Annotated in this window: 22 protein-coding genes; 18 read left to right on the top strand and 4 right to left on the bottom strand. The window is 46.7% G+C overall.

Features of this window, described 5'->3' with window-relative positions:
* Positions 1-3: 3 nt before the first annotated feature.
* The 3 genes from dnaI (at position 4) to ASF99_RS10965 (ending at position 4,577) form a co-directional block, all read left to right on the top strand.
* Entirely contained in the window at positions 4-921 is a 918-nt protein-coding gene (gene dnaI, locus ASF99_RS10975; protein ID WP_023469020.1) for a primosomal protein DnaI, read from the top strand.
* A gap of 311 nt (positions 922-1,232) precedes the next feature.
* Positions 1,233-3,173, top strand: a complete 1,941-nt coding sequence (gene thrS / locus ASF99_RS10970; protein ID WP_055968747.1) for a threonine--tRNA ligase — start codon at positions 1,233-1,235, stop codon at positions 3,171-3,173.
* A gap of 198 nt (positions 3,174-3,371) precedes the next feature.
* Positions 3,372-4,577 (top strand): hypothetical protein, encoded by a 1,206-nt coding sequence (locus ASF99_RS10965; protein WP_235515927.1) that lies wholly within the window; start codon positions 3,372-3,374, stop codon positions 4,575-4,577.
* Between the two features lie 47 nt (positions 4,578-4,624).
* Here ASF99_RS10965 and ASF99_RS10960 read toward each other — a convergent pair whose 3' ends face one another.
* On the bottom strand, positions 4,625-6,094 hold the full coding sequence (locus ASF99_RS10960; protein ID WP_023469017.1) for a catalase: 1,470 nt from the start codon (positions 6,092-6,094) through the stop codon (positions 4,625-4,627).
* Between the two features lie 434 nt (positions 6,095-6,528).
* Here ASF99_RS10960 and infC point away from each other — a divergent pair, with 434 nt between their 5' ends.
* The 8 genes from infC (at position 6,529) to pheT (ending at position 13,874) form a co-directional block, all read left to right on the top strand.
* Positions 6,529-7,059, top strand: coding sequence for a translation initiation factor IF-3 (gene infC, locus ASF99_RS10955; protein ID WP_029342318.1), 531 nt, complete (start codon positions 6,529-6,531; stop codon positions 7,057-7,059).
* A 27-nt stretch (positions 7,060-7,086) separates the two neighbouring features.
* A complete protein-coding gene (gene rpmI / locus ASF99_RS10950) occupies positions 7,087-7,281 on the top strand; it encodes a 50S ribosomal protein L35 (protein WP_023469015.1) in 195 nt (64 codons plus the stop codon).
* Positions 7,282-7,318: 37 nt separating this feature from the next.
* Positions 7,319-7,678, top strand: a complete 360-nt coding sequence (rplT, locus tag ASF99_RS10945; protein ID WP_012371057.1) for a 50S ribosomal protein L20 — start codon at positions 7,319-7,321, stop codon at positions 7,676-7,678.
* A gap of 118 nt (positions 7,679-7,796) precedes the next feature.
* On the top strand, positions 7,797-8,279 hold the full coding sequence (locus ASF99_RS10940) for a dUTP diphosphatase (RefSeq protein ID WP_023469014.1): 483 nt from the start codon (positions 7,797-7,799) through the stop codon (positions 8,277-8,279).
* Positions 8,280-8,291: 12 nt separating this feature from the next.
* Positions 8,292-9,374, top strand: a complete 1,083-nt coding sequence (locus tag ASF99_RS10935) for a M42 family metallopeptidase (protein WP_055968742.1) — start codon at positions 8,292-8,294, stop codon at positions 9,372-9,374.
* Entirely contained in the window at positions 9,349-10,134 is a 786-nt protein-coding gene (locus ASF99_RS10930; protein WP_369792088.1) for a TrmH family RNA methyltransferase, read from the top strand. The genes ASF99_RS10935 and ASF99_RS10930 overlap by 26 nt, the downstream gene beginning before the upstream one ends.
* 308 nt (positions 10,135-10,442) lie before the next feature.
* Complete coding sequence (gene pheS, locus ASF99_RS10925; protein WP_035396564.1) at positions 10,443-11,465, top strand: phenylalanine--tRNA ligase subunit alpha; 1,023 nt, start codon at positions 10,443-10,445, stop codon at positions 11,463-11,465.
* 12 nt (positions 11,466-11,477) lie between these two features.
* Positions 11,478-13,874 carry a phenylalanine--tRNA ligase subunit beta gene (gene pheT / locus ASF99_RS10920; RefSeq protein ID WP_035396567.1) on the top strand — a complete coding sequence of 799 codons (2,397 nt, stop codon included), beginning with the start codon at positions 11,478-11,480 and terminating at the stop codon, positions 13,872-13,874.
* 64 nt (positions 13,875-13,938) lie between these two features.
* Here pheT and ASF99_RS10915 read toward each other — a convergent pair whose 3' ends face one another.
* Together ASF99_RS10915 and ASF99_RS10910 are read right to left on the bottom strand one after the other, a co-directional pair.
* Positions 13,939-15,126: an MFS transporter gene (locus ASF99_RS10915; RefSeq protein WP_023469009.1), complete on the bottom strand. Its 1,188-nt coding sequence runs from the start codon at positions 15,124-15,126 to the stop codon at positions 13,939-13,941.
* Positions 15,123-15,551, bottom strand: a complete 429-nt coding sequence (locus ASF99_RS10910) for a MarR family winged helix-turn-helix transcriptional regulator (protein WP_023469008.1) — start codon at positions 15,549-15,551, stop codon at positions 15,123-15,125. Before ASF99_RS10910 ends, ASF99_RS10915 begins: the two co-directional genes overlap by 4 nt.
* A 257-nt stretch (positions 15,552-15,808) precedes the next feature.
* On the opposite strand from ASF99_RS10910, the gene ASF99_RS10905 reads away from it, so the two are divergent.
* The gene (locus tag ASF99_RS10905) at positions 15,809-17,275 is read left to right on the top strand and encodes a UDP-N-acetylmuramoyl-L-alanyl-D-glutamate--2,6-diaminopimelate ligase (protein WP_023469007.1); all 1,467 of its coding nucleotides are present in this window, start codon (positions 15,809-15,811) and stop codon (positions 17,273-17,275) included.
* A gap of 22 nt (positions 17,276-17,297) precedes the next feature.
* Here the strand turns inward: ASF99_RS10905 and rnhC are convergent, their stop codons facing one another.
* Entirely contained in the window at positions 17,298-18,218 is a 921-nt protein-coding gene (gene rnhC, locus ASF99_RS10900; RefSeq protein ID WP_023469006.1) for a ribonuclease HIII, read from the bottom strand.
* Positions 18,219-18,338: 120 nt separating this feature from the next.
* Between rnhC and zapA the strand changes: the two genes are divergently transcribed.
* The 6 genes from zapA to ASF99_RS10870 all read left to right on the top strand — a co-directional run bounded on the left by zapA (position 18,339) and on the right by ASF99_RS10870 (position 24,753).
* Positions 18,339-18,575: a cell division protein ZapA gene (gene zapA, locus ASF99_RS10895; protein ID WP_029342308.1), complete on the top strand. Its 237-nt coding sequence runs from the start codon at positions 18,339-18,341 to the stop codon at positions 18,573-18,575.
* A 3-nt stretch (positions 18,576-18,578) separates the two neighbouring features.
* Positions 18,579-19,127, top strand: coding sequence for a CvpA family protein (locus ASF99_RS10890; protein ID WP_023469004.1), 549 nt, complete (start codon positions 18,579-18,581; stop codon positions 19,125-19,127).
* Between the two features lie 46 nt (positions 19,128-19,173).
* Positions 19,174-20,889 carry a DNA polymerase/3'-5' exonuclease PolX gene (gene polX / locus ASF99_RS10885; RefSeq protein ID WP_035396571.1) on the top strand — a complete coding sequence of 572 codons (1,716 nt, stop codon included), beginning with the start codon at positions 19,174-19,176 and terminating at the stop codon, positions 20,887-20,889.
* The gene (locus ASF99_RS10880) at positions 20,890-23,256 is read left to right on the top strand and encodes an endonuclease MutS2 (RefSeq protein ID WP_055968740.1); all 2,367 of its coding nucleotides are present in this window, start codon (positions 20,890-20,892) and stop codon (positions 23,254-23,256) included.
* 10 nt (positions 23,257-23,266) lie between these two features.
* Entirely contained in the window at positions 23,267-23,674 is a 408-nt protein-coding gene (locus tag ASF99_RS10875) for a DUF350 domain-containing protein (RefSeq protein WP_023469001.1), read from the top strand.
* Positions 23,675-23,859: 185 nt separating this feature from the next.
* Positions 23,860-24,753 (top strand): YitT family protein, encoded by an 894-nt coding sequence (locus ASF99_RS10870; protein WP_023469000.1) that lies wholly within the window; start codon positions 23,860-23,862, stop codon positions 24,751-24,753.
* Positions 24,754-24,870 lie beyond the last annotated feature (117 nt).

Genomic DNA, 24,870 nt, shown 5'->3' with positions numbered 1-24,870 from the left:
GACATGGAACATATCCAATCATCTATCGAAAAAATATTAAGTCGACCGGACGTCGCAGAATCGGTTCGAGCGATTCAACAACGGGTGTTGTCTCATCCGGGGGTCGTCATGTTCTTACGGACCCATCCGGAAATCGATCAACGAATGATCGAGCGGGGCATGCTCAAGCTGAATGAATACGCGGAACAGATGGACGGGAATCGACTGATTGAAAGTAAGGCCGTCATTGAAGGTTATCAGCCGATCCTGCATGTCGAAAAAGGACAGATTGTCGTTTCGTATGAGAAGTCACAAGCGCTCAAAGATCGAGAGGATGAACGCGCACTTGAGAAAAAATTCAAGAGCCTATTCCTTCCGGACGAAGTCCGCGATGCGAACTTCAGTGATTTCGACTTGTCGACTACGGACCGGAAGCTTGCCTTGCGCGCGGCTTCGCAGTTCCTCAATCATCTGCGCTCAAAAGAGCATGTAAAGGGATTGTATCTGCACGGTAGCTTTGGTGTCGGGAAAACGTATCTCTTGGCTGCGATCGGGAATGCACTGAAGAAAGAACGGATTGCAACGATTCTCGTCCATGCTCCTGGTTTCGTCGCTGAAGCGAAACGACGAATCCGGTCGGACTCGTTCGATACGTTCCTCGAAGGATTCCAAACGATTCCAGTCTTGCTGATTGACGATATCGGTGCAGAATCGATCAGTCCGTGGGTACGGGATGAATTGTTCGGGATCATTTTGCAATACCGCATGATGCATCGTCTGCCGACATTATTCAGCTCGAACTTATCGTATGACGAACTCGAGCTTCATTTCGGGATTACGAACGATCAAGGTGATAAGTTAAAGGCCGCACGACTAATGGAACGGATCCGGACGACGACACAACCGATCGAGTTCCTCGGTGAAAATCGACGTCGCTACTAATTTTCCTTGTCAAGGAAGCGACCGATTCGTTATACTAATGACACGTCAATAGACGATGCAACGATTGAGGATAAGAAGTATGAAATGAACCAAACTAGCGAGAGAAGAATGGTGGAAGCTTCTCATGGCATCATTCATGTCTTTACTCCCTCATAGCACGAACGGGGCTAATCCGTTTGCGCCTCACGCCCGTTAACGCGTGTTCGAGCCGAACCAGTACATGGTCCGGGAACGAGGGTGGTACCACGAGATTAAGACTCGTCCCTTTTTAGGGATGAGTCTTTTTTATTTTGTTAAAGGGGGAAACAGTCATGTCAAACATCGCACTTACATTTCCAGACGGCGCCGTAAAAGAATTCGCAGTCGGCACGACAGCTGAAGAGGTTGCGGCTTCAATCAGCCCAGGACTTCGTAAAAAAGCATTTGCTGCAAAACTAAATGGACACGCCATCGATTACCGTCGTCCAATCGAAGAGGATGGCACAATCGAATTGATTATGCCGGATTCAGAAGAAGGTCTCGACTTGATTCGTCACTCATCGGCTCACTTGATGGCACAAGCTATTAAACGTTTATACCCAGATGAAACGATTCATCTCGGGATCGGACCGACAATCGAGAATGGTTTCTACTATGATATCGATATGGAACGTCGCCTAACTGAAGAAGATCTTCCGGAAATCGAGAAGATGATGAATAAAATCGCGGGTGAGAACTTGTCGATCGAACGCGAAGTCGTCTCACGTGACGAAGCACTCGCGATTTATAAAGAACTCAATGATCCGTTGAAAGTTGAATTGATCGAATCGATTCCTGCTGATCAGGATTTGACGATTTACCGTCAAGGCGAATTCTTCGATCTCTGCCGTGGACCACACGTTCCAGCAACAGCGAAGTTACAAGTCTTCAAATTGATGAGCATTGCTGGTGCTTACTGGCGGGGCGATTCAAAAAATAAAATGCTTCAACGGATTTACGGTACAGCATGGGCAACAAAAGACCAGTTGAAACAACATCTCCACTTCCTTGCTGAAGCGAAAGAGCGGGATCACCGTAAACTCGGGAAGGAACTTGGATTGTTCTTCACTTCTCAAGAAGTCGGTCAAGGACTTCCGATGTGGCTACCAAAAGGAGCAGCGATCCGTCGGACAGTCGAGCGTTATATCGTCGACAAAGAACTCGAACTTGGATATGAGCACGTCTATACACCGGTCCTCGGTTCAGTCGATCTATACAAGACATCGGGTCACTGGGATCACTATCAAGATGACATGTTCCCGAAAATGGAGATGGACAATGAAGAACTCGTTCTTCGTCCGATGAACTGTCCACACCACATGATGGTCTACAAAAACGAACCACGTTCGTACCGTGACTTACCGCTTCGTGTCGCGGAGCTTGGTGGCATGCACCGGTATGAGATGTCTGGTGCCTTAACTGGACTCCAACGCGTTCGTTACATGGTCCTAAACGATGGCCATACGTTCGTCCGTCCTGACCAAATGAAAGATGAGTTCAAAGCCATCGTTCACCTCATTCAAGAAGTCTATGCTGACTTCGGAATCACGGATTACAAATTCCGTCTTTCGTACCGTGACCCAGCGGATAAAGAGAAGTACTTCGATAACGATGCAATTTGGGAAATGGCGCAACGTGAGTTAAAAGAAACAATGGATGAGCTCGAACTGGAATACTTCGAAGCAGAAGGCGAAGCTGCCTTCTACGGACCGAAGCTTGACGTTCAAGTTCGGACAGCACTTGGTAAAGATGAGACGCTTTCGACAGTCCAACTCGACTTCCTCTTACCAGAGCGATTCGAATTGACGTACAAAGGAAATGACGGACAAGATCACCGTCCGGTCGTCTTACACCGAGGTGTCGTTTCGACGATGGAACGATTCGTTGCATACTTGATCGAAGAATACAAAGGCGCGTTCCCAACATGGCTTGCACCGGTTCAGGTGAAATTGATTCCGGTTTCTAAAGTGCATGAAGACTATGCTCGTGAAATCAAAGCGATCTTGCTGAAAAAAGGAATTCGTGTCGAAACAGATTTCCGTGACGAAAAACTCGGATACCGGATTCGTGAAGCACAAGTCAACAAAGTACCAGTCATGCTCGTTTTAGGTGATAAAGAAGTCGAATCACGCGAAGTCAACATTCGTCGCTACGGCTCAAAAGACTCAAGCAATGCATCACTTGAACAATTCGTATCCGATTTAGAAACAGAAATCGCAAACCGTTCAAAATAATGGCGTATTACCGATTGTTCCGTTTTACGGGATGATCGGTTTTTTTGTATATCCTTTAAAACAAATGAAGTAGATCCGATAAACAAGAGAGTTAGTTTTGAAAAAATAAGATGGAAATATTTATTTTTATTTGGGAAAGGATTAGAATGTAATGGGAAATGGATAAATTTGTTTTATGAGTAGAAAGGACGTATGACATTGAAACGAACACTGACAATAACACTTGCTGCCTCCCTCTTGTTCATAGGAACTTCAGCTGAACAGCCAAAAGCAGCAACAACTAAAAAGACATATCGCATCACACCAAAAACAGAAGCAATCGATCCCTTGATTCGAAAATACACGACCTACAATGCGAAAACACGAAATCATTATACGATGCGTTCTTATTTAGAAAGACTTGAAAAAGAGGGTGGGGGTACACTAGTTTTAACGAAAGGAACATATCTATCTCCACTGCGTGTCGGAATTCCATCGAACACGACGGTCATTTTAGAAGACGGAGTCATCATCAAAAAGACATCTGAAACAGGAACGTCGAAAATTAGTGCGACGACGAGTGTCTTTGATTTAGTAGCACCGTCTGTGTTACGTCTGAATAAAAAAATGTCGAAATACAACGGTACGAAAAACGCACGAATCATCGGAAAAGGAAACGCACAAATCGACTTAAACGGCTTTTCGCGAGGATCTGCCTTTGCGATTGCACACAACCAAAATTTATATATCGGTGGCATCACAGTGCGTAATCAAAAAGGATCACATGCGATGGAGTTAGACGCGACGAAAAACGCGACGATTGAAAATATGAAGTTCGTGGATGCGACAATGATAGCGAATACAGGACCAAATGAATCGATTAACTTAGATACACCGGATCCAATCACGAAAGGTTTTCCGTGGAAGTGGTCTGCTCAAGATGGTACACCAAATTCGGATATCACGATTCGAAACAATGTTTTTTCTAACATCAACGTCGCCATTGGCACACATCAATATACAGAGAATCGTTTACACACGAATATCCGGATTGAAAATAACTTGATCGAAAAGACGAAGGACTATGCCATTTCGATGATGAACTGGAAAAATCCGACCGTCATCAACAATACGATTCGCAATGTACACCGGGCAGACGGAAAAGCGATGACGATTTTAGGGCGAGGCATCATCGGTGGGACGATTCGCTATAATACATTCGAAAACGCCGATCGTGCGATTCAAATGCAACCGTTTCAAAGCGATGGATATGCACCAATTTATAACTCATTTACGGAAACAGAAAAACAGTACATGCAACAAAATACTGCCAAAGATGTTCAATTAAATAGAATCGTCTTATTTACGAAACTAAACGAATATACGTATGCAACAGCTGAACGATATGACTTTGTTCCGTACTAAACCAAGCAAAAGCACCCAAGACTAGCGTCGAGGGTGCTTGTTTTACGTTATGAACGCATTTGTTGTAAGAACGGTTCGATATCGACTTGAAGCGCTTCTGATAGTTTCTGACCGAGTGAAGCATCAGCACGGTAGAAGTTACAGATTGCAAGCAAGACCGTATTTTCATGGCGAACCTGCTCGAGATCATTGACGAGGTTCTTCAGAAGAGCTGCTTGCTCGTCTTCTGTCAGACGACGGTATACTTCGCCGGCTTGACCGAAGTTGTTCGTCTTCTCGATTTCGAGACGACCGTGTTTATCATCAAGTAACGGCTGGTTTTCTTCCGTATACTCTGGTGTTTCTTTTGGTTCTTCTTGATAACGGTTTGGTTCGTAGTTCACCGGACTCGTTTGCTGACCAACTGGCATTGCACCATCACGTTGGTAGTTGTTCACTTGTGCGAACGGACAGTTGATCGGAAGTTGTTGGTAGTTCGTTCCGATACGGTAGCGTTGTGTGTCTGAGTAAGAGAACAGACGACCTTGTAACAACTTATCTTCAGATGGTAACATCCCTGGAATCAAGACACCTGGGTTGAATCCGACAGATTCTGTTTCAGCGAAGTAGTTATCGACGTTTTTGTTCAGTGTCATCGTACCAACGTGTTGGAACGGGATGACATCTTCAAACCAATCTTTTGTTGCGTCGAGCGGATCGAAATCGAACTGATCGACGTCAGCCGGATCGAGCACCTGTACGAACAGATCCCATTCCGGATAATCTCCGTCTTCAATCGCTTGGAACGTATCGTTTGAAGCGTGGTTGAAGTCTTTTCCTTGAATCTCTGTCGCTTCTTCTGCTGAGAGATTATGAATGCCAGCTTTCGGTACCCAGCGTAGTTTGACGTAAACCGTATTGCCATGAGCGTTCACCCATTTGAATGAATGGACGGAAGAACCACGCATTTTACGGTAACTTGCAGGAATCCCTTCATCCGTAAAGAGATGCATGAGCATGTTCGTCGATTCCGGACGAAGTGTCATGAAGTCCCAGTAACGGTCGGGATCTTGAATATTCGTGCGTGGATCTGGTTTAAGTGAATGGACCATATCCGGGAACTTCATAGCGTCACGAATGAAGAAGACAGGAAGGTTGTTCCCGACGAAATCCCAGTTTCCTTCTTCTGTATAGAACTTGACAGAGAATCCACGTGGATCGCGGAGTGTCTCTGGAGAATGCGTGCCGTGAATAACAGTCGAGAAACGGGCGAAGACAGGAACTTCTGTCCCTTCTTCTTGTAAAAACGCAGCTTTCGTGTACTTTTTCATTGAGTTTTTGACAGTGAAGACACCGTGAGCACCGAATCCACGAGCGTGTACGACACGCTCAGGTACACGTTCCCGGTCGAAATGGGCCATCTTTTCAATTAATTGATAGTCTTCTAATAACGTTGGTCCGCGACGTCCAGCCGTACGTGAATTCTGGTTGTCTCCGATTGGTACACCTTGATTGGTCGTTAATCGTTTTTCAGTCATCTGTTATTCTCCCCCTTATGTAAGATTAAATTGATTATAAAACAATAATCATTCTAAATAAACAATTTTGCTTGCGAATGTTCTGAATCTTTTTTTCCATGTTAAGAGTGTACCCGTGAAAAACAGGTTAGAAACTTCTTGCTTATCCGTCAAAGGATTGCTATTATAATCAAGTATGTGAGCAACGTTCTGTAAGAACATAGAAAGCGGCTTGACATCACGGGAAAACAAGTGCTATGATAGCAAAGTGAAATGACAACAAAGCAGAAGCATCCCGCTTCTCACCATGTATGACGACTCGTACTGGTTCATCATGAAGATACGCAATGTGTAGCGACTGCTATGCCTTGACGTTCCTTATGAGTGTGGGCGGGAAGAACTGCCGACGCTTTTTTTATAGCGTTTTCTATCATTCATTTTTCGTGCATTGCACGATGGAGGTGCTAACCATTAGCAAAGATCTGTTAATCAATGAAAGCATCCGTGCCCGGGAAGTTCGTCTTATCGGAGCGGATGGTGCTCAACTAGGTGTCCAATCACGCAATGAAGCGCTACGTCTCGCAGAGGAAGCGGAACTTGACCTCGTCATGGTCGCTCCACAAGCGACGCCGCCAGTTTGTAAGATCATGGACTACGGTAAATACCGTTTCGAGATGCAAAAGAAGGACAAAGAAACTCGGAAGAATCAGAAAGTGATTCAGATGAAAGAAGTTCGTCTTAGCCCGACGATCGAGGAGAACGACTTCCAAACGAAATTCCGTAATGCGAAGAAATTCTTGGAGAATGGTAACAAAGTGAAAGCGAGCATTCGTTTCCGCGGTCGTGCCATCACTCACTCGGAAATCGGTAAACGCGTTCTCGAACGCCTCGCAACGGATTTAAGTGAGTTCGGTGTTGTGGAACAGAGACCGAAGATGGAAGGACGCAGCATGTTCCTCGTGCTTGCTCCTAAGAAAGAAGACTAATCGAATCGAAGTAGGAGGGAATCTCTCATGCCTAAAATGAAATCGCACCGCGGTGCTTCTAAACGTTTCAAACGTACTGCTTCTGGCAAATTGAAACGTGGTCGTGCTTACACAAGCCACTTGTTCGGTAACAAATCAACAAAAGCGAAACGTAAATTACGTAAAGCTAGCATGGTATCTACGGGTGACTTCAAACGCATCCGTCACATGATCGCGAAGTAATTTATCCAATCGTATACAGATTTAGGAGGGAATTTATATGCCACGCGTAAAAGGCGGATATACGACTCGTCAACGTCGTAAAAAACAACTCAAATTAGCTAAGGGCTACTACGGCTCGAAACATACACTCTTCAAGGTTGCGAAACAGCAAGTCATGAAATCTCTCATGTACGCTTACCGTGACCGTCGTCAAAAGAAACGTGACTTCCGTCGCCTCTGGATCACTCGGATCAATGCGGCAGCACGTATCAACGGTCTTTCTTACAGCCGCATGATGCATGGTCTTAAATTAGCTGGTATCGACGTTAACCGTAAGATGCTCGCTGACCTCGCAGTTACAGATGCAACTGCATTTGCTTCACTTGCTGACACAGCAAAAGCAAAATTGAACGCTTAAGTTCTACAATTCGTCGGGGAATTTAATTCTCCGACGTTTTTTTCGATTTAATGATAAAATAAGAAGGCACGTCGATGAGACGGTCATATGATTTTTTTAGATAGAAGGAGAATTAAAGATGGATTGGTTGACACTTTTTGAGATGCAAGAACAGTTGGATAAACGGATTCAGTCAGAACATCAATTGACAGGCAATCAATTCGACGAGCGTCTGCTCGCCTTACTGGTCGAACTCGGTGAACTTGCGAACGAGACACGTTGCTTTAAGTTCTGGTCGAAGAAGGGACCATCCGCTCAAGTCACAATTCTTGAGGAATATGTCGATGGCGTCCATTTTCTACTCTCACTAGGTTTAGCACTTGATTACAAGAAAAGTCATTTTACAGAAGGTGACTTCTATTTGACAGCAACAGATGCTTTTTTAGACGTCTATAACAAAACGAACGTCTTTGCGATTTCGCGGACGGAACAAAGTTATGATGTTCTAATTGGTGCATACCTTGCATTAGGTGCTACACTAGGCTTTACACAGGATATGATTTTCAAGGCTTACATTTCTAAAAATGAAGCAAACCATGTGCGACAAGACAACGGTTACTAAGGAGGAAATCAGATGAACGAACAATTACATATGCTAAAACGTCTCACGGACGCAACAGGTGTACCGGGAAACGAAAAAGAAGTCCGGAACCTCATGCGTGAATATTTAGAACCTCATGCAGAAGCATTCCACCAGGATGGTCTCGGTAGTCTCTTTGCTGAACATAAAGGCGCAGGCGAAGATGCACCACGTGTATTGATTGCGGGTCACATGGATGAAGTCGGATTCATGGTCACGAAGATTGATGAAAAAGGATTCCTTCGTTTCCAACCACTCGGCGGTTGGTGGGGTCAGGTCCTCTTGGCACAGCGTATGAATATTGTGACGTCATCTGGTGAAGTCATTCCAGGTGTAATCGGAGCAAAACCACCTCATGTTTTACCACCGGAAGCGCGCAATAAGCCGGTCGACATTAAAGACATGTTCATCGATATCGGTGCTTCATCAAAAGAAGAAGTCGACGGTTGGGGAATTCGTCCGGGTGATACGGTCGTTCCACATTGCGAATTTACTGTGATGAAAAATGAGAACTTCTTGATGGCAAAAGCGTGGGACAATCGGATTGGTTGTGCCATCGCAATCGAAGCAATCAAACGCTTAAAAGCAGACGGTCATCCGAACACGATTTTCGCAGGAGCGACTGTTCAGGAAGAAGTCGGATTACGTGGGGCTCAAACTGTCGCACACCTGCTGAAACCATCAATCGCCTTTGCTGTCGATACAGGTATCCCGGGTGACACGCCAGGAATGACCGATCGTGAAGCATTGTCGAAATTAGGTGAAGGCGTTCAAGTCATCATGTTCGATGCGTCGATGATCGCACATCGTGGATTGATCGATTTCGTGACGAAAGTCGCAACAGAAGAAAATATCAAGTATCAACTGGACTTAACACCAGGTGGCGGAACGGATGCAGCGAAATTCCATTTGTCTAATACAGGTGTTCCATCACTTGCATTGACTGTACCGATCCGTTACTTGCATACGAACGTCTCAATCATGCATAAAGCCGATTTCGAAGCAGCCGTCGATTTAGTCGTTGCTGTGACAAAACGTCTGGATGCGGAGACTGTCCAAGCGATCTACGAGGGGTAATAAAACAATGAAGCACATCGCATCAGCAAAGAACGAAATCGTTAAACAATGGAAAAAACTCTTAACGAAAAAAGGACGTCTGCAGACGAACCGTTTCTTAATTGAAGGAGAACACTTGATTGAAGAAGCTGTTCGCGCTGGAATCGTCAAGGAATTGATTGTGCGTGAATCGTATCAAGTACCCGGTTCTTGGAAACGAAATGCCGATGTCTTTACGATTGATGATGCCGTCATCAAAGTACTGGCTGAGACGGAAACGTCGCAAGGCATCTTCGCTGTCTGTGAGATGAAACAAGCTTCGGCACAATTAGAGCGAGGACGCTATTTGTTGCTCGATCGTCTGCAAGATCCAGGGAACGTTGGGACGATGATTCGGACAGCTGACGCAGCTGGATTCGATGGGGTCGTCGTCGGACCGGGAACAGTTGACGTCTATAACGGAAAAGTCATCCGTGCGACGCAAGGATCGCTGTTCCACCTACCAGTCATCTCCATGCCACTCGAAGAGGCAGTCAATGCCCTGCACGAACAAGGAATTGCGGTAATCGGCACGGCGTTAGAAGGAGCGACGTCTTATCAAACGATCGCACCGATGGATGCACTCGGTTTAATCATCGGAAACGAAGCACAAGGCGTTGCGCCAGAATTGCTCTCTTACTGTGATGAGCGTGCTTACATCCCGATTCGTGGTAAAGCGGAGTCATTGAATGCGGCAGTAGCGGCTGGCATTTTGCTCTATCATTTTGCAAGCGTGGATTGAAACCGGTAAGCGTTCATGCTAAAGTGAACATCAGGAATACATCATGGACGTTGATGGAACAGAGTACGTTAGGGAACGATTCAATCAGGGAGAAGCGGTCGTAGACTGAAAACTGCTTCATGAATCTGCTAACCGAATTCACTCCGGAGTCGCACGAGAGATCGTGACGGGATGCGCCCGTTATCGCGCAATTGGAGGACTTTTCGATTGAAAAGTCAAACAAGGGTGGTACCACGGTGTTTACATCGTCCCTTCGGCATTTGCCGGAGGGACGTTTTTTTATATCTTCAACTAAAGGAGTGGGAAAGATGCGCGAGCAATTAGAAGCATTACGCGATGAAGCGTTGACATTAGTCGATCAGGCAACAACACAAAAAGATCTCAATGACGTCCGAGTCAAGTATCTCGGGAAAAAGGGACCAATCACAGAAGTATTACGAGGAATGGGAAAGTTATCAGCGGAAGAACGACCAGTTGTCGGTGAGATCGCAAATACGGTTCGTCAAGCAATCCAGGAGCAATTGGAACAACGTCTGACAGCTGTCAAACAACAAGAAATGGATGCGAAACTGGCAGCGGAAGCAATTGACGTCACGTTACCAGGACGTCCGAAAAAGGTCGGTCATGCGCACCTCTTGCAACAGGTGACGGATGAGATCGAAGACATCTTCGTCGGACTCGGTTATACGATTGCGGAAGGTCCAGAAGTCGAGCAAGATCTGTTCAACTTCGAGATGTTGAATTTACCGAAGGATCACCCGGCACGTGATATGCAAGACTCGTTCTACATCACGGAAGAAATTTTGATGCGAACGCATACGTCACCGGTCCAGGCACGGACGATGCTCGCTTCTAAAGGTGAACCGATCCGCATTCTCTGCCCAGGTAAAGTCTATCGTCGAGACGAAGATGATGCGACGCATTCGCACCAATTCATGCAAGTCGAAGGACTCGTCGTCGGAGAATCGATTTCGATGGCAGACTTAAAAGGAACGCTTGAAGCCTTCGCGAAGCAGATGTTCGGTGAAGCACGTGAAGTCCGCTTACGCCCAAGTTTCTTCCCGTTCACGGAGCCGTCCGTCGAAGTCGACGTCTCGTGCTTCAAATGTGGCGGTAAAGGATGCAACATCTGTAAACAGACGGGATGGATTGAAATTCTGGGCGCTGGAATGGTTCATCCTCACGTGCTCGAAATGGCCGAATATGATAGCACGAAAATGTCAGGTTTCGCATTCGGGATGGGTATCGAACGGATTGCCATGTTGAAATACGGTGTCGATGATATTCGCCACTTCTATACGAATGACGTTCGCTTCAGCGAACAGTTTTAAGGGGGAACGCAGATGTTAGTCTCAAAACAATGGTTGAACGAATATGTGGATGTCAGTCATACATCAGGACAAGATTTGGCTGATTTGATTACAAAGAGCGGAATCGAAGTCGAAGGCGTAGATGTCCGGGATGAGGCGTTGAACAACATCGTCGTCGGACGTGTATTAACGAAAGAAAAACATCCAGAAGCAGATAAATTGAATGTCACGACGGTCGACATCGGGCAAGACGAACCGGTCCAAATCGTGTGTGGTGCACCGAACGTCGAAGCCGGACAAGATGTCATCGTCGCACGCGTCGGAGCTCGCCTGCCAGGTATTAAAATCAAACGTGCTAAATTACGAGGTGTCGTCTCAGAAGGGATGATCTGTTCACTCGAAGAACTCGGATTCGAAAAGAAATATATCCGAGAAGATGAGCAGGACGGGATCCATACGTTCCGTGAACCAGTCACACCAGGACAAGACGTTTTGGAGTTACTCGGTCTACGTGATGAAATCCTCGAACTTGGATTAACGCCGAACCGGTCGGACTGCCTCAGCATGTATGGTGTCGCATACGAAGTGGCGGCGCTTTACGATACGACACCGACTTTCCCGGTCGTTGAAGTCAACGAAGCAGAAACTGCGACGGCAGTCGACGTGACGCTTGATTCAGAGGACTGCCCGTTCTACGCGGCACGAGAAATTCAAGGCGTCACGATTCAAGAATCACCGACTTGGTTAAAAAACCGCTTGATCGCGAACGGGATTCGTCCGATCAACAACGTCGTCGACGTTACGAACTTCGTCTTACTCGAGACAGGTCAACCGCTTCATTCATTTGATGCTGAAAAACTCGGAAAACGGATCGTCGTGCGTCAAGCGCACGCAGGAGAGTCGTTTACGACGCTCGACGAAGTAGAGCGGACGCTCGATTCTTCGATGCTCGTCATCACTGACGGTGAACACCCGGTCGCGCTTGCTGGTGTCATGGGCGGAGCGAATACCGAAGTCGATGAAAACACGACATCGATCATTTTAGAATCAGCTTACTTCGCACCGATTTCCGTCCGGAAGACGAGCCGTGTTCTTGGACTTCGCTCGGACTCGAGTGCTCGTTTCGAAAAGGGCGTTGATCCACGTCGTGTCTTGTTAGCACTCGATCGGGCTGCAACTTTGATTGCTGAACTCTCGGGTGGAACGGTTCAGGCTGGTGTCGCTCAAGCAGGAACGCTCGAGCTTAACGATCACTTGATTGAAGCGAGTGTCTCGTACATCAATCACCGTCTTGGTATGGAGATTGAAGGAACGGTCATGCAAACGTTACTCGAACGTCTTGGTCTCGGTGTTGAATTATCGGGTGATGCCTTGACAGTTAGCGTACCAACTCGCCGCCAAGACTTGAAAATTCCAGCTGATTTAGCGGAAGAAGTCGCTCGTCTCTACGGATATGATGCACTGACTTCAAGCTTACCGTCTGAAGCGAGCCGTGGTTTCTTACCAAAACGGAACATTCACCGTCGTCATTTACGCCGGACATTGCAGGGAGCAGGTCTTTCGCAAGCCATCACGTATTCATTGACGAGCGAACAACGCGCGATGCAATTCAATGAACGAGAAGATTTGCATCCGGTCAAATTGGCGATGCCAATCAGTGAAGCACGTTCGACACTGCGGACGTCACTCATTCCGGGACTCCTTGAAGTCGCGCAGCATAACGTCGCACGACAGCATGCCGATGTCGCGTTTTATGAACTCGGCAGTGTTTATCTGCAACGGGATGCGTCACTTGAGACACTCCCGATTGAACAAGAAATGATCGGTGGCGTCGCAGTCGGTGTGTCAGAACAACACCGTGCGCACGGAACGCTCGTCAAAACAGATTTCTTCGTCATGAAAGGAATCGTCGAGACACTCGCTTCTGCAGTTGGTGTTACGTTGACGTTCGAGGCAGCGAGCATTCCATCGATGCACCCAGGACGGACGGCGCGCATTTTGCTTGACGGAGAAGCGATCGGATTCGTCGGTCAAGTGCATCCTGGTCTGTCAAAAGAACAGTATGGTCTAAAAGAAGTGTACGTCTTTGAATTAGAGGCGATGGCACTACGTTCGAAAGAAGAGCAGGTCTACTCGGAAATTTCACGTTTCCCATCAATGACACGCGACTTAGCAATCGTCGTCGAGCGATCAGTGACGGCGCAATCCATCGTCGATGTCATGACGGAAGCAGCCGGTCCACTTCTTCAGACGATCGAATTGTTCGATGTCTACACGGGTGAGAACGTTGGAGAGAATGAAAAATCATTCGCTTTCTCCCTCCGTTATCAAAACAAAGAACGGACGTTAGTCGATGAAGAAATCACGACAGCGCAACAGCGAGTCGTAGATGCAGTGAAAGAAACGTTCAATGCGGAACTTCGCGCATAACCAGGATAAACAAACAGCCGCTTTCCTTTCAGAGGAAGGCGGCTGTTTTCGTTTGACGACAGATTCAAGAAGCAAGTTCTTCTGTTTCAGATGACGCAGCTTGTCGTTTCGTAAAGGTGAAATACAGTAGACCACTTACGAGAACGATCAGACTACAGGACAAGAACATATTGGAATAGCCGATACCGCTTGCGACAGAAGCAAGAATCAAGGCACCGATTCCAAAACCTGTGTCGTAAGCAAGGAAAAAGGTCGAGATGGCTTTTCCTTTCTGTGCGGGAGGGGCGAAGTTCAAGAGAACGGTTTGAAGACCAGGGAAGATAGAAGCAGAACCGACTCCAATAATGACGGCTGCAAGCAATAAACCGGCAAACGAAGGATACATGCCGAGAATGACAAAGCCTATCATATAAAGAACATACGATGGCAACAACACGAATGCAGCTCCTCGCTGATCAAACAATTTTCCGGCAATCGGTCGAATCCCGACCATCCCGAGAGCGACTAATGCATAAAAATAAGAAGCATATGCGACATGTCCGATCGAGTCCGTATACAGTGAGATAAACGCTGATGTACTAGAAATCGCAACGCCTGCCAACAGAGTTGCTATCAACAAAAGCGGACGTGATAAGAAGAGGGACTGACTTAAACGAAACGCGGACGTGCTTGGAATATGTTGACTCGTCAGCGGTAGACGCATCATTAACAACAAGGCGATGACTGCTAGGGCAGCAACTGTCACGAAGTACAGAACGAATGCTTTTTCTTGAACAAAGGTTAGACCAATGACAGGACCGAGGACGGATGCCAAGTTCATCGATAGGACGAAATAGCCCATCCCTTCACCTTGACGTGTTTTTGGAATCAATGTCGTAACGGCGAGACTGATCGAAGAAGATAACATTCCGAAACTAAACCCGTGGATGATACGAATAACGATTAAATAGAAGAATGATTCCAGTGGTAGGACAAGCAAGTAGCAGAGGCTCATGACTGTAAAGAGACTTGCAGAGACCATTAAGACACGCTTTAAATCATAACGATCTAACCAGTGACCGATCAGTGGACGAGAACAGACGGTTGCCAGGATGAAACTCGTCACGATCCACCCGAGTGCTGAAGCGGAGACTGGAAACTGTTTAGCAGCGAGTAAAGGAAGTGAGGCATTAAGTAGATAAAACGTGATGAAGAGCAATAGGTTAATGATCAGCGTCATGACGTAATGACGCGAGAATAACCGAGTGGTCATGAAGATTCCTCCTGTCGATGTAGAGTAAGTAGGTGCGTCATCCACTCACCAAGCTGTTGCTGATCGGTGAGGGAGAAGGAGGCGAGTAAGCGTTGGTGGGTCTCTTGGACCGCAGCATCGATTTGGTCGAACCGTTCAATGGCTAAAGGTGTCAATGAGACAAAGTGTGTTCGTCCTTCTTTTATCCGAGTGATGAAACCAAGCGTCTCAAGACGTGAGACGGTTTTCGTCACAGCTGGTTTTTCAATGATTAAGTAATCGGCCAGTTGGACTTGTGAGACAGGTTGTAGTAATGCAACTGCTTTTATTAGTGCCCATTGACCCGTATGTAACGAGTAGGGAAGCAAGGTAGCATCAATCTCTCGTTTTACGAGACGTGAGACTTTTGATAGTTGTCCGAGTACATCTTCTTGTGTGTAAAGCATCCTATTTCTCCTTTTAGTTAACTAGTTAACTTTAAGAGTGTATCAAAGCTGATTAAGAGGTGCAAGGGAAGAAACACTCATTTCGAGCATTGAAGAGAATAATTTTCTAGCATGATAAAAGATTAAGCAGGTCTTAAAGCGGGTATGTTCCGTAAAAGAGTATTTGATTTACTTGAAACAATGGATACGACTGTTTATGTGATTGGTTCACTAATTCATCTTGACATAGAGAAGAGACAAGAAGGGAAGAGTACATCATGAATCGACTAGCGAAGCTTCTGAATGAACTATTACCACTCACTATAAAGGAAGCAATCAATCCACTCATTACGAATATCGCAACCGATTCGCGACAAATCACACCTGGCGGATTATTCATCTGTATCAACGGCTACACGGTTGATGGTCACGATTATATCAATCAGGCAATCGAGAACGGGGCTGTGGCGATTTTAGCTGAACGATCGTTTCCGGATTGCCCGATTCCCGTCATTACCGTGCCGGATACGAAACGACTTGCAGGTCAAGTCGCGAATCGCTTTTACGATCAACCGAGTCAAAAGATGCGTGTCTACGGTGTAACCGGAACAAACGGAAAAACGACGACGACGAAATTGGCGTATGATCTCTTTCGAGCAACAGGTGTGAAAGCCGGCATGATCAGCACGGTCGGTGCACGAATTGACGAGGAACTCATTGAGACGCCGAATACGACGCCTGAAGCCATCATCTTACATCGACTGTTATATGAAATGGTTGAAAAAGGCGTGACGGATTGCATCATTGAAGTGTCTTCTCACGCACTAGCCGAAGGTCGAGTCGAGGGAGTGTCTTTCCACTCGGCAGCATTTACGAACCTGACGCATGATCATCTGGATTATCATCATTCAATGGAAGATTACGCAAAGACGAAAGCTTTGTTGTTTCAACAAGTCGCTGCGTCAAATGGTCGGACCATCGTCTTGAATCGAGAAGATGGTTGGAGTCGCGTCATGCGAGAAGCTGCGCCTTTGCAACCCGTTATCTGGTATACGACGAAACCCCACCGAACGTCACAGATTGCTGTCGAATGGCTGACGGATACCGTCAATGTGCGGATCGACGAGACGACAACACGTGTGCCGACAGCTTTACTAGGTGAGTTCAATGCAGCGAATTTAGCGGCAGCGATGGGATTGTTGCGGGCAGGCGATGCCAACCTCTATACGTTGATTCGTCATATTCCAGAACTGGAATTGCCGAAAGGACGACTCGAACGACTGGACTGGGCACCTTGTGAGATTTATATCGATTATGCCCATACACCGGATGGTCTAGAAAAATGTTTGCAGGCACTCACTTCTTCCGGAGAGTCGCTATCGGTCGTCTTAAGTGCAGCTGGAGAGCGTGATCGAACGAAACGAGCGGAGATGGGGCGAATCGCAAGTAAATATTGTGAACACATCATCGCAACGGTCCATGATGCGAGGACAGAGAATCCGGATCGAATCATCGAAGAGTTAATCGTCGATATTTCACGTGAACATTTAGTAGGATGTCATACATCCCGTCACGAAGCGATTGTACAAGCAGCGCATTTGGCGCACGAAGGGAAACGCATCGTCATCGTCGGGAAAGGTCATGACGAGGTAGAACGAATCGGTACAAAAACGATTCCTTTTAATGAAAAACACATACTGCTTGCGGAATTAGAACGACTGTCTGAAGGGAAGTCCGTCATTTAAAAAACCGACCATTCCGTTAAGGTCATGGTCGGTTTCGTTTCGCAGCTAGTTGTTGTGCCTTTTTCGTATTCGCAAAATGGGCTTTCGTCCAGTCACGAAGTTTGTCAGCTCCATAACGTAAAATCAGTGAGGCAGCGACTTGATCCACTTTAGCACCAGCACCTTTTGGAATGACGACACCTGTTGTTTCACTCAACTTGTCCATCTCCTTCAAAAAGATGGCGCGAGCAATGATCGAGGAGGCAGCGACGGCGACATGGAGTTGTTCCGCCTTGGTCGAGAAGTAGACATTTTCTCGAACGGGATTGATGACACCAGACAAGTGTTTATAGTAAACGGTCTTTTCAGCAAACTGATCTATCAAGATCGCTTCTGGTTTCGTCTCCAGTTTGTCAAGAAGTCGCTGCAGGACATCATTATGCATCAGGGCAGTCATCTTTCCTTGTGTCATCGTGCGTTGCATTTGATTGTATTCTGGATTGTGTAGGATACGATATGTGTACGGAATGACGGCATGAAGATCACGGGCGATCTTTCGAATCTCCGTGTCATTCAAGTGCTTGGAGTCACGTACACCCAGTTCTCGAAGGAGTGCAATCTGCTTTCGATCAACGAAGGAAGCGACGACGACGAGTGGACCGAAGAAATCGCCTTTTCCAACTTCGTCACTGCCAGCGACGGACCATTCTGCAAAACCATTTGGTAACGTTGAAACAAGTGGTTCCTTCGATTTAGTCGGTGTAGCCGTGCCGAAGCGTGAAGCGATCGTTTCGGCTTCGGTTCCTTGAAACATCACTTTTCCAGAATTGTAAATCGTGATGACACATCCGGGTACTTTAGCGGCGAAACGAGCATACGGTGGACTCTTCGTCTGTCCTTGTTTAAACTCTTGTATGACGAGATCTTGCTTTTCTTTAGATAAGCGTAAAACGATAGTTCCCACGAGATAACCTCCCTTTCCGGGATTAAGCATACCATCCTTAAGACCGATGGGGGACTTCTTTTCCTAAAACGAAAATGATGGTACTATATGAAAGAAGCAAAGTATGAGGAGGACAGAAAAATGGCTGATTCAGAAGGGTTGAACCGGACGACGATTCATATCGCAGGCAATGATTATACGATTGTCGGAACGGAGTCGCCAGAACACGTACGCGAAGTGGGTCTCCTCGTCGATACGAAAATTCGAGAAATCCGAGAACAAGCACCACAACTCGACGTTCGTCAAATCGCCGTCCTAGCGGCGCTTAATATTGGTAGTGATTACGTAAAAATAAAAAAGAATTTGGGTGAACTATAAACTATGATTTCTTTCGTTATCTTATTACTTCTCGCCTTAGGCATCATGACAGGTGTCCGACGGGGAGTCGTATTGCAGGCCGGGCATTTGCTCAGCCTGATCATTTCCTTCATCGTCGCCTTGTCGTTCTATGAGGAACTGGCGACGAAATTCCGTTTGTGGGTTCCATATCCGTCGACGCTGGATGATGCGGGAATCGATTTGACGATGTTCGCAATTCCAAGTTCAGCACGACTCGATGAAGTGTTCTATAAAGCCTTTTGGTTCGTCGTCCTGTTCTTCGGTACAAAAATCATCTTAGCGATCTTATTGTCGATGTTTGATTCGTTGACGAATGTCCCGATCTTAAAACAAGTCAAAGGATTATTAGGTGGCGTCTTCGGCTTCATCGAGATGTATATCTTCATCTTCTTGCTCTTGTTCTTAGCGGCATTCGTTCCGATTCAGTCGATACAGGATGCGATCGCAGACTCTAGTTTGGCAAGCTTCATCATCCAACATACACCGCTCCTTGCGAATTGGCTGATGGACAAAGTTGGATTGATAAAATAAACATGCTCCCGTTAAATGGGAGCTTTTTTTGAGGGGAGAATTGCACATGCGTACGATTCAAGATGCAATGCGTCACTTGGAACGAATCTCAGTCTATCTAGAGGTTAAAGGGGAAAATCCGTTTAAGATCAATGCTTTCCGAAAAGCAGCAAGTATCCTCGAAGCATCCGATGCTGACTTCATGGCAATCGAGGATTTCACGGCGATGAAGGGGATTGGTAAAGGAACGGCCGCTGTTCTTGAGGAGTACCGGGAAACGGGAACGAGTACGGCACTGACGGAACTCGAACAAGAAGTACCGGAAGGACTGATCGCTTTACTAAAGATCCCAGGTCTTGGTGGGAAGAAACTTGCTAAATTGCATGAAGTCGGCGTCATTGATGCGGATTCCTTTGCAGAGAAATTAGCGGATGGTACAGTCGAAACGATGCCTGGATTCGGTAAGAAGACGGTCGAAAAGTACGTCAAAGCGCTCGAAACGTTTGAAACACGACCGGAACGATTACCGTATGGTGTCATGCGGAAGGTCGTTGCGGAATTAAATCAGACCCTTGCGTCGTTCGATGAAATCATTCGCTTCGAAGTTGGTGGGAGCTTCCGCCGAGCAGAAGAGACGTGCAAGGACCTTGATTTTATCCTCTCGACGAACGAACCGGATCGGATCAAGGAGCAACTATTGGAACTGTCGCTCATCGATGAAGTCATTGCTGCCGGCAGTACGAAAGTATCACTCGTCTTAAAACGAGACGTCCATTATATCGCGGTTGATTTCCGAATCGTCGATGACGCGGCGTACGCGTCAACGTTACATCACTTCACGGGTTCGAAGGATCACAATGTCCGGATGCGTCAACTTGCCAAAGAACGGGGAGAGAGCATTTCTGAATATGGCGTTGAGACCGAGCGAGGATTAGTGCAGCCGAAGACGGAAGAAGAATTGTTTGCGCGGTACGACTTACCGTTCATCGCACCTGAATTACGAGCAGGGCGTCAAGAGTTCGAGCAGGATTTGTCACGCCTTTTGACGGAACAGGATATCCAAGCAGATGTACACATGCATACGACATGGTCAGATGGAACATTATCTGTTGAAGAATTAGTCGATGCGTGTGCTGCACGAGGGTATACATGGATGGCGATCACCGACCATAGTAAGTATATGAAATTCGTCAATGGATTGACGGAAGAGCGTCTACGTGCGCAACGTGTCGAAATCGAAGCAGCACGCAAGAAACATCCTGAGATGACGATTTTATGTGGCGTCGAGATGGATATCTTGCCTGATGGGTCGCTCGATTATGAAGATGATTTCTTAAAAGAGATGGATTACGTCATTGCCTCGATTCACTCGAAATTCGATCAGACGGAAGAAGAGATCATGCAACGGCTTGAGAATGCGTGTCGTAATCCTTACGTTTCTCTGATTGCCCATCCGACAGGACGAATCATCGGTAGACGAGAGGGCTATGCCGTTAACGTTGATCGCTTGATCGAACTAGCAGCCGAGACAGGAACAGCGCTTGAGATGAATGCAAACCCGGCACGATTCGATTTGACGGCAAGTTCCCTAGCAAAAGCGAAGGTTGCTGGTGTGAAAATTTTGATCAATACAGATACACACCGACCAGAAATGTTAGAAGATATGAAACTTGGAGTCCTCCATGCACGTAAAGCCTATTTGGAGGCGTCTGATGTCATCAATACGTGGAGTGCCGAAGCAGCACTTGCTTTCTTCGGTCGAAAACGTTTAGGAGTGGATTAAATGAATGCCAACGCATTACGCGTCTTAGAATATGAGAAGTTAAAAGAAAACATGTTATCGTTCACGGCAAGCTCACTTGGAGCACAGTTCGTTCGAGCGATGCGTCCGGCGGAAGAGTTCGAGCAGGTCAAGGAATTATTAGCCGTCACGACGGAAGCAACGACGGTTTACCGGTTGCGTGACCGTTATCCGTTCGGTGGATTGACAGATGTCCGCAGTGAAGTGAAACGAGCAGAAATTGGTTCGGTCCTCTCGACGAGTGAACTTTTATCCGTCGCAGACGTCGTTTATTCAGGACGTCAAGTGAAGGCGTTCCAAGAACGATTGCATGAGGATCACCCGGATCTACGATTACCACGACTCGATAGTCGAATCGAACAGATCACGAAGCTCGTTGAGATCGAACAGGGGATTCGTCATGCCATTGACGACCAAGGAACTGTTCAAGATTCGGCAAGTGATAAATTACGAGCGTTACGTAGTCAGTTGCGTTCGCTCGAAGGACAAGTTCGTTCAAAAATCGATAGTGTCTTACGTAGTAAAGCGAAGATGCTGTCTGACGCCATCGTGACGATGCGAAATGATCGCTACTGTGTCCCGGTCAAACAAGAATATCGTCAAGCGTTCGGTGGGATCGTCCACGACCAGTCAGCTTCTGGAGCGACGTTATTCATCGAACCACAAGCCGTCGTTTCTGCGAACAACGAGATTCAAGAAGCGCGTTTGAAAGAACGGGCGGAAATCGAACGAATCCTCGCCCAATTATCAGCACTTGTCGGGAGTGTCGGTGACTCGCTGCGCATCAATCTTGATGTATTAGCAGAACTTGATTTCATCATGGCGAAAGCGTTGTATGGTCATCAGATCGGAGCGGTTGAACCACGCTTGAATGAAAATCGCCATATCATCTTGAAGGAAGCTCGACATCCGTTCATCCCGAAAGATGAAGTCGTGCCGATCACTGTCTCGCTAGGTGGCGATTTTACATCACTCGTCATCACCGGTCCGAACACCGGTGGTAAGACAGTTACCTTAAAGACGATCGGTCTTCTGCAATTGATGGTTCAATCAGGACTATACGTACCGGCAGCAGATGAGACGGAGCTCAGTGTCTTCGATGCGATTTATGCCGATATCGGGGATGAACAGTCGATTGAACAAAACTTGTCGACGTTCAGTTCGCATATGACGAACATCGTCTCGATGATGGAGAAAATCGATTTCATGAGTTTGGTGCTGTTTGATGAATTAGGAGCGGGAACGGATCCGACAGAAGGAGCTGCCCTGGCGATCGCGATTCTTGATGAAGTGAAACGGCGCGGAGCACGTGTTGCAGCGACGACGCACTATTCGGAGTTAAAAGCGTACGGCTATAACCGAGAAGGAGTCGTCAACGCGTCGATGGAATTCGATGTCGAATCCCTCAGTCCGACGTATCGCTTACTCATTGGTGTACCGGGACGCTCGAACGCGTTCGAGATTTCAAAACGTCTCGGACTCGAAGACCGGATCATCGATGCGGCACGTGGTCAAATCGGTAGCGACGCACAGTCCGTCGAAACGATGATCGAACGACTGGAAGAGGCGAAACAGCGTGCTGAGACGTTAGAGGCTCAGTTGCTAGAAGAGAAGAAACGACTCGTTGCAGAGCGTGAGCAATTCGAGCAAGAACAAGCCGAGATCCAGGAAGAGAAAAATGAGATTCTGGCAAAAGCGGAAGAAAAAGCAGCACGTGCAGTCGAACGTGCCCAAAAAGAAGCGGAAGGCGTCATTAAACGTTTGAAGGAATTACGAGACGCTGGTGCCGTCAAAGAGCATGAATTGATCGAGGCACGTAAAAAACTTGAAGATGCGAAGCCGAGTCTGCAAGAAAAACGGATCGCTAAAGTTAAAGCGAAATACGATCAAACGCCACGTTTTGATAAAGGGGAAGAAGTCAAAGTCACGACCTTCAATCAAAAAGGCTATATCATCAACCAACAGGCGAACGGCGAGTACACCGTTCAAGTCGGCATCATGAAAGTGAACGTCAAACCGGAAGATCTCGCGAAGATCGGCAGTACTCCAAAACGTCCTCAAACAAAAGGGCGTTCTGGTGGTACGAGTGTGACGAAACAATCGGCGCCTTCCGCTGAACTGGATTTACGTGGCGTCCGTGTTGAAGAAGGATTATCGAAGCTCGAACGCTTCATGGACCAAGCTTTGTTATCGAACTACGACCATATTCGTGTTATCCATGGTCTGGGTACGGGAGCGATGCGTCAAGGTGTCCAAGAATTCTTGAAAGGTCATCGTCACGTCAAAGGTCACCGCTTAGGTGGTCAAGGTGAAGGCGGACACGGTGTGACGATCATCGAACTGAAATGAGGAAAGCAGGATGAACATTTTTGAGAACGTCTATGTCTATACGACAGCGCTCTATTCGGTCGCGGGATTACTGATCATTTTAGGACTTGCACTTTTTGAGTTGACAACCCGGTATAAAAACTGGGAACATATCAAGAGTGGCAACATCGCCGTTGCGTTAGCAACAGGTGGAAAAATCATCGGACTCGCCAATATCGTTCATTTCGCTGTTCAAGGGGAAGAACGGGTCGGGTCGATATTTCTTGAAAGTGCTTTTGGCTTCTTACTGTTGATATCGACATACTGGATCTTTGAATTCCTGACACCGAATTTGCCGGTAGACCGTGAAATCGAGAACGGCAACATTGCTGTCGGTATTATTTCATGTGCCTTATCGATCGGCATGTCCTACGTCATCGGATCAGCGTTAGTGGGGTGAATCCGTGTTAGAACGTTTAGCGAAAATCATGTTCGGGGTTTCGATCGCCTTTTTGGTCGTCGGTATCCTTTGGATTGTATTTAATTAAAAGAACCGGTCTTACCGTGTGATCATTCCGTACTGACATCGTTTCAGTACGGAATTTTTATTGGAAGCCACGCCTAATCAAAAAAGGAGGAACGCATATGAACGTACGAAAAACAACAACGGCAGAAACAAGACGCCGTGCTTTTGAAGCAATGCAATTAATTTCTTGGAAGGATATTTTTTGGGTCATCATTGGATCAGCCATTCTTGCCTTTGGCATCAATTACTTTACGATTCCAAACGATTTATCAGAAGGTGGATTGATCGGGATCACGGTCATCTTCTACTACCTCTATGGCTGGGATACGGGACTTGTTTCCCTGATTGCGAACGCTTTGCTGTTCGTCGTCGGTTATCGATTCCTTAGCCGGAAGACGATGCTTTACTCCGTCATCTCGGTCGCCGTCACATCGTTTGTCCTCTCTTCGACAGCAAATCTAGCGACATCATCGGATAGCCGTTTAATTGGTACGGTCTATGCGGGTATTCTGATTGGTGTCGGAATCGGACTTGTTATTCGTGCTGGAGGAACGACGGGTGGGGGTGTGATCATCGCTCGATTGATGAATAAGTATCTCAATCTCAGTATCGCGGTTTCGATGTTCATCATCGACGTCGCAGTCGTCGGCGCATCAGGGTTCCTATTCGGAGAAGAGACGATGCTGTATACGTTGATTGCGATCATCATCGGTTCGTACTTGATTGATCTCGTCAGCGAAGGATTGAATGTCCGCGAAGCGGTCACGATCATCAGTCATCGCCAAGAGGAAATCGCGACAATCCTGACAGAGACGCTCGGCCGTAGTGCAACGGTCATTCACAGTCACGGTCATTTCACGAAACAAAAAAATGATATGTTGTATATGATCGTCGATAAACGACAACTGGCACCGTTGAAACAGATCGTCGAAGCAGCGGATCCCCGCGCCTTCGTCGTCATTCATAAAGTGCGCGAAGTCATTGGAGAAGGATTCACGTATCCATCCCGGTGATGTCTATTAAAAAGCAGTGCTGCTTCTTTTTCGGAAACGAGAAAGGGAAGTACTGCTTTTTTGTATGATTCTCGATTGAAAGAATCGAAAAAAAAACAAGCAGATTCGATTTCTTTT

Source organism: Exiguobacterium sp. Leaf187 (genome assembly GCF_001423925.1).
Lineage (GTDB): Bacteria > Bacillota > Bacilli > Exiguobacteriales > Exiguobacteriaceae > Exiguobacterium_A > Exiguobacterium_A indicum.
Note: the sequence above shows the minus strand (reverse complement) of the source record. Positions and strands in the feature narration are given on the sequence as shown.

Bases quoted from the DNA above. Each gene is read 5' to 3' on its own strand.
- dnaI (WP_023469020.1), top strand. From the start codon at position 4: ATGGAACATATCCAATCATCTATCGAAAAAATATTAAGTCGACCGGAC.
- thrS (WP_055968747.1), top strand. From the start codon at position 1,233: ATGTCAAACATCGCACTTACATTTCCAGACGGCGCCGTAAAAGAATTC.
- ASF99_RS10960 (WP_023469017.1), bottom strand. From the start codon at position 6,094: ATGACTGAAAAACGATTAACGACCAATCAAGGTGTACCAATCGGAGAC.
- infC (WP_029342318.1), top strand. From the start codon at position 6,529: ATGGAGGTGCTAACCATTAGCAAAGATCTGTTAATCAATGAAAGCATC.
- rpmI (WP_023469015.1), top strand. From the start codon at position 7,087: ATGCCTAAAATGAAATCGCACCGCGGTGCTTCTAAACGTTTCAAACGT.
- rplT (WP_012371057.1), top strand. From the start codon at position 7,319: ATGCCACGCGTAAAAGGCGGATATACGACTCGTCAACGTCGTAAAAAA.
- ASF99_RS10940 (WP_023469014.1), top strand. From the start codon at position 7,797: ATGGATTGGTTGACACTTTTTGAGATGCAAGAACAGTTGGATAAACGG.
- ASF99_RS10935 (WP_055968742.1), top strand. From the start codon at position 8,292: ATGAACGAACAATTACATATGCTAAAACGTCTCACGGACGCAACAGGT.
- pheS (WP_035396564.1), top strand. From the start codon at position 10,443: ATGCGCGAGCAATTAGAAGCATTACGCGATGAAGCGTTGACATTAGTC.
- pheT (WP_035396567.1), top strand. From the start codon at position 11,478: ATGTTAGTCTCAAAACAATGGTTGAACGAATATGTGGATGTCAGTCAT.
- ASF99_RS10915 (WP_023469009.1), bottom strand. From the start codon at position 15,126: ATGACCACTCGGTTATTCTCGCGTCATTACGTCATGACGCTGATCATT.
- ASF99_RS10910 (WP_023469008.1), bottom strand. From the start codon at position 15,551: ATGCTTTACACACAAGAAGATGTACTCGGACAACTATCAAAAGTCTCA.
- ASF99_RS10905 (WP_023469007.1), top strand. From the start codon at position 15,809: ATGAATCGACTAGCGAAGCTTCTGAATGAACTATTACCACTCACTATA.
- zapA (WP_029342308.1), top strand. From the start codon at position 18,339: ATGGCTGATTCAGAAGGGTTGAACCGGACGACGATTCATATCGCAGGC.
- ASF99_RS10890 (WP_023469004.1), top strand. From the start codon at position 18,579: ATGATTTCTTTCGTTATCTTATTACTTCTCGCCTTAGGCATCATGACA.
- polX (WP_035396571.1), top strand. From the start codon at position 19,174: ATGCGTACGATTCAAGATGCAATGCGTCACTTGGAACGAATCTCAGTC.
- ASF99_RS10880 (WP_055968740.1), top strand. From the start codon at position 20,890: ATGAATGCCAACGCATTACGCGTCTTAGAATATGAGAAGTTAAAAGAA.
- ASF99_RS10875 (WP_023469001.1), top strand. From the start codon at position 23,267: ATGAACATTTTTGAGAACGTCTATGTCTATACGACAGCGCTCTATTCG.
- ASF99_RS10870 (WP_023469000.1), top strand. From the start codon at position 23,860: ATGAACGTACGAAAAACAACAACGGCAGAAACAAGACGCCGTGCTTTT.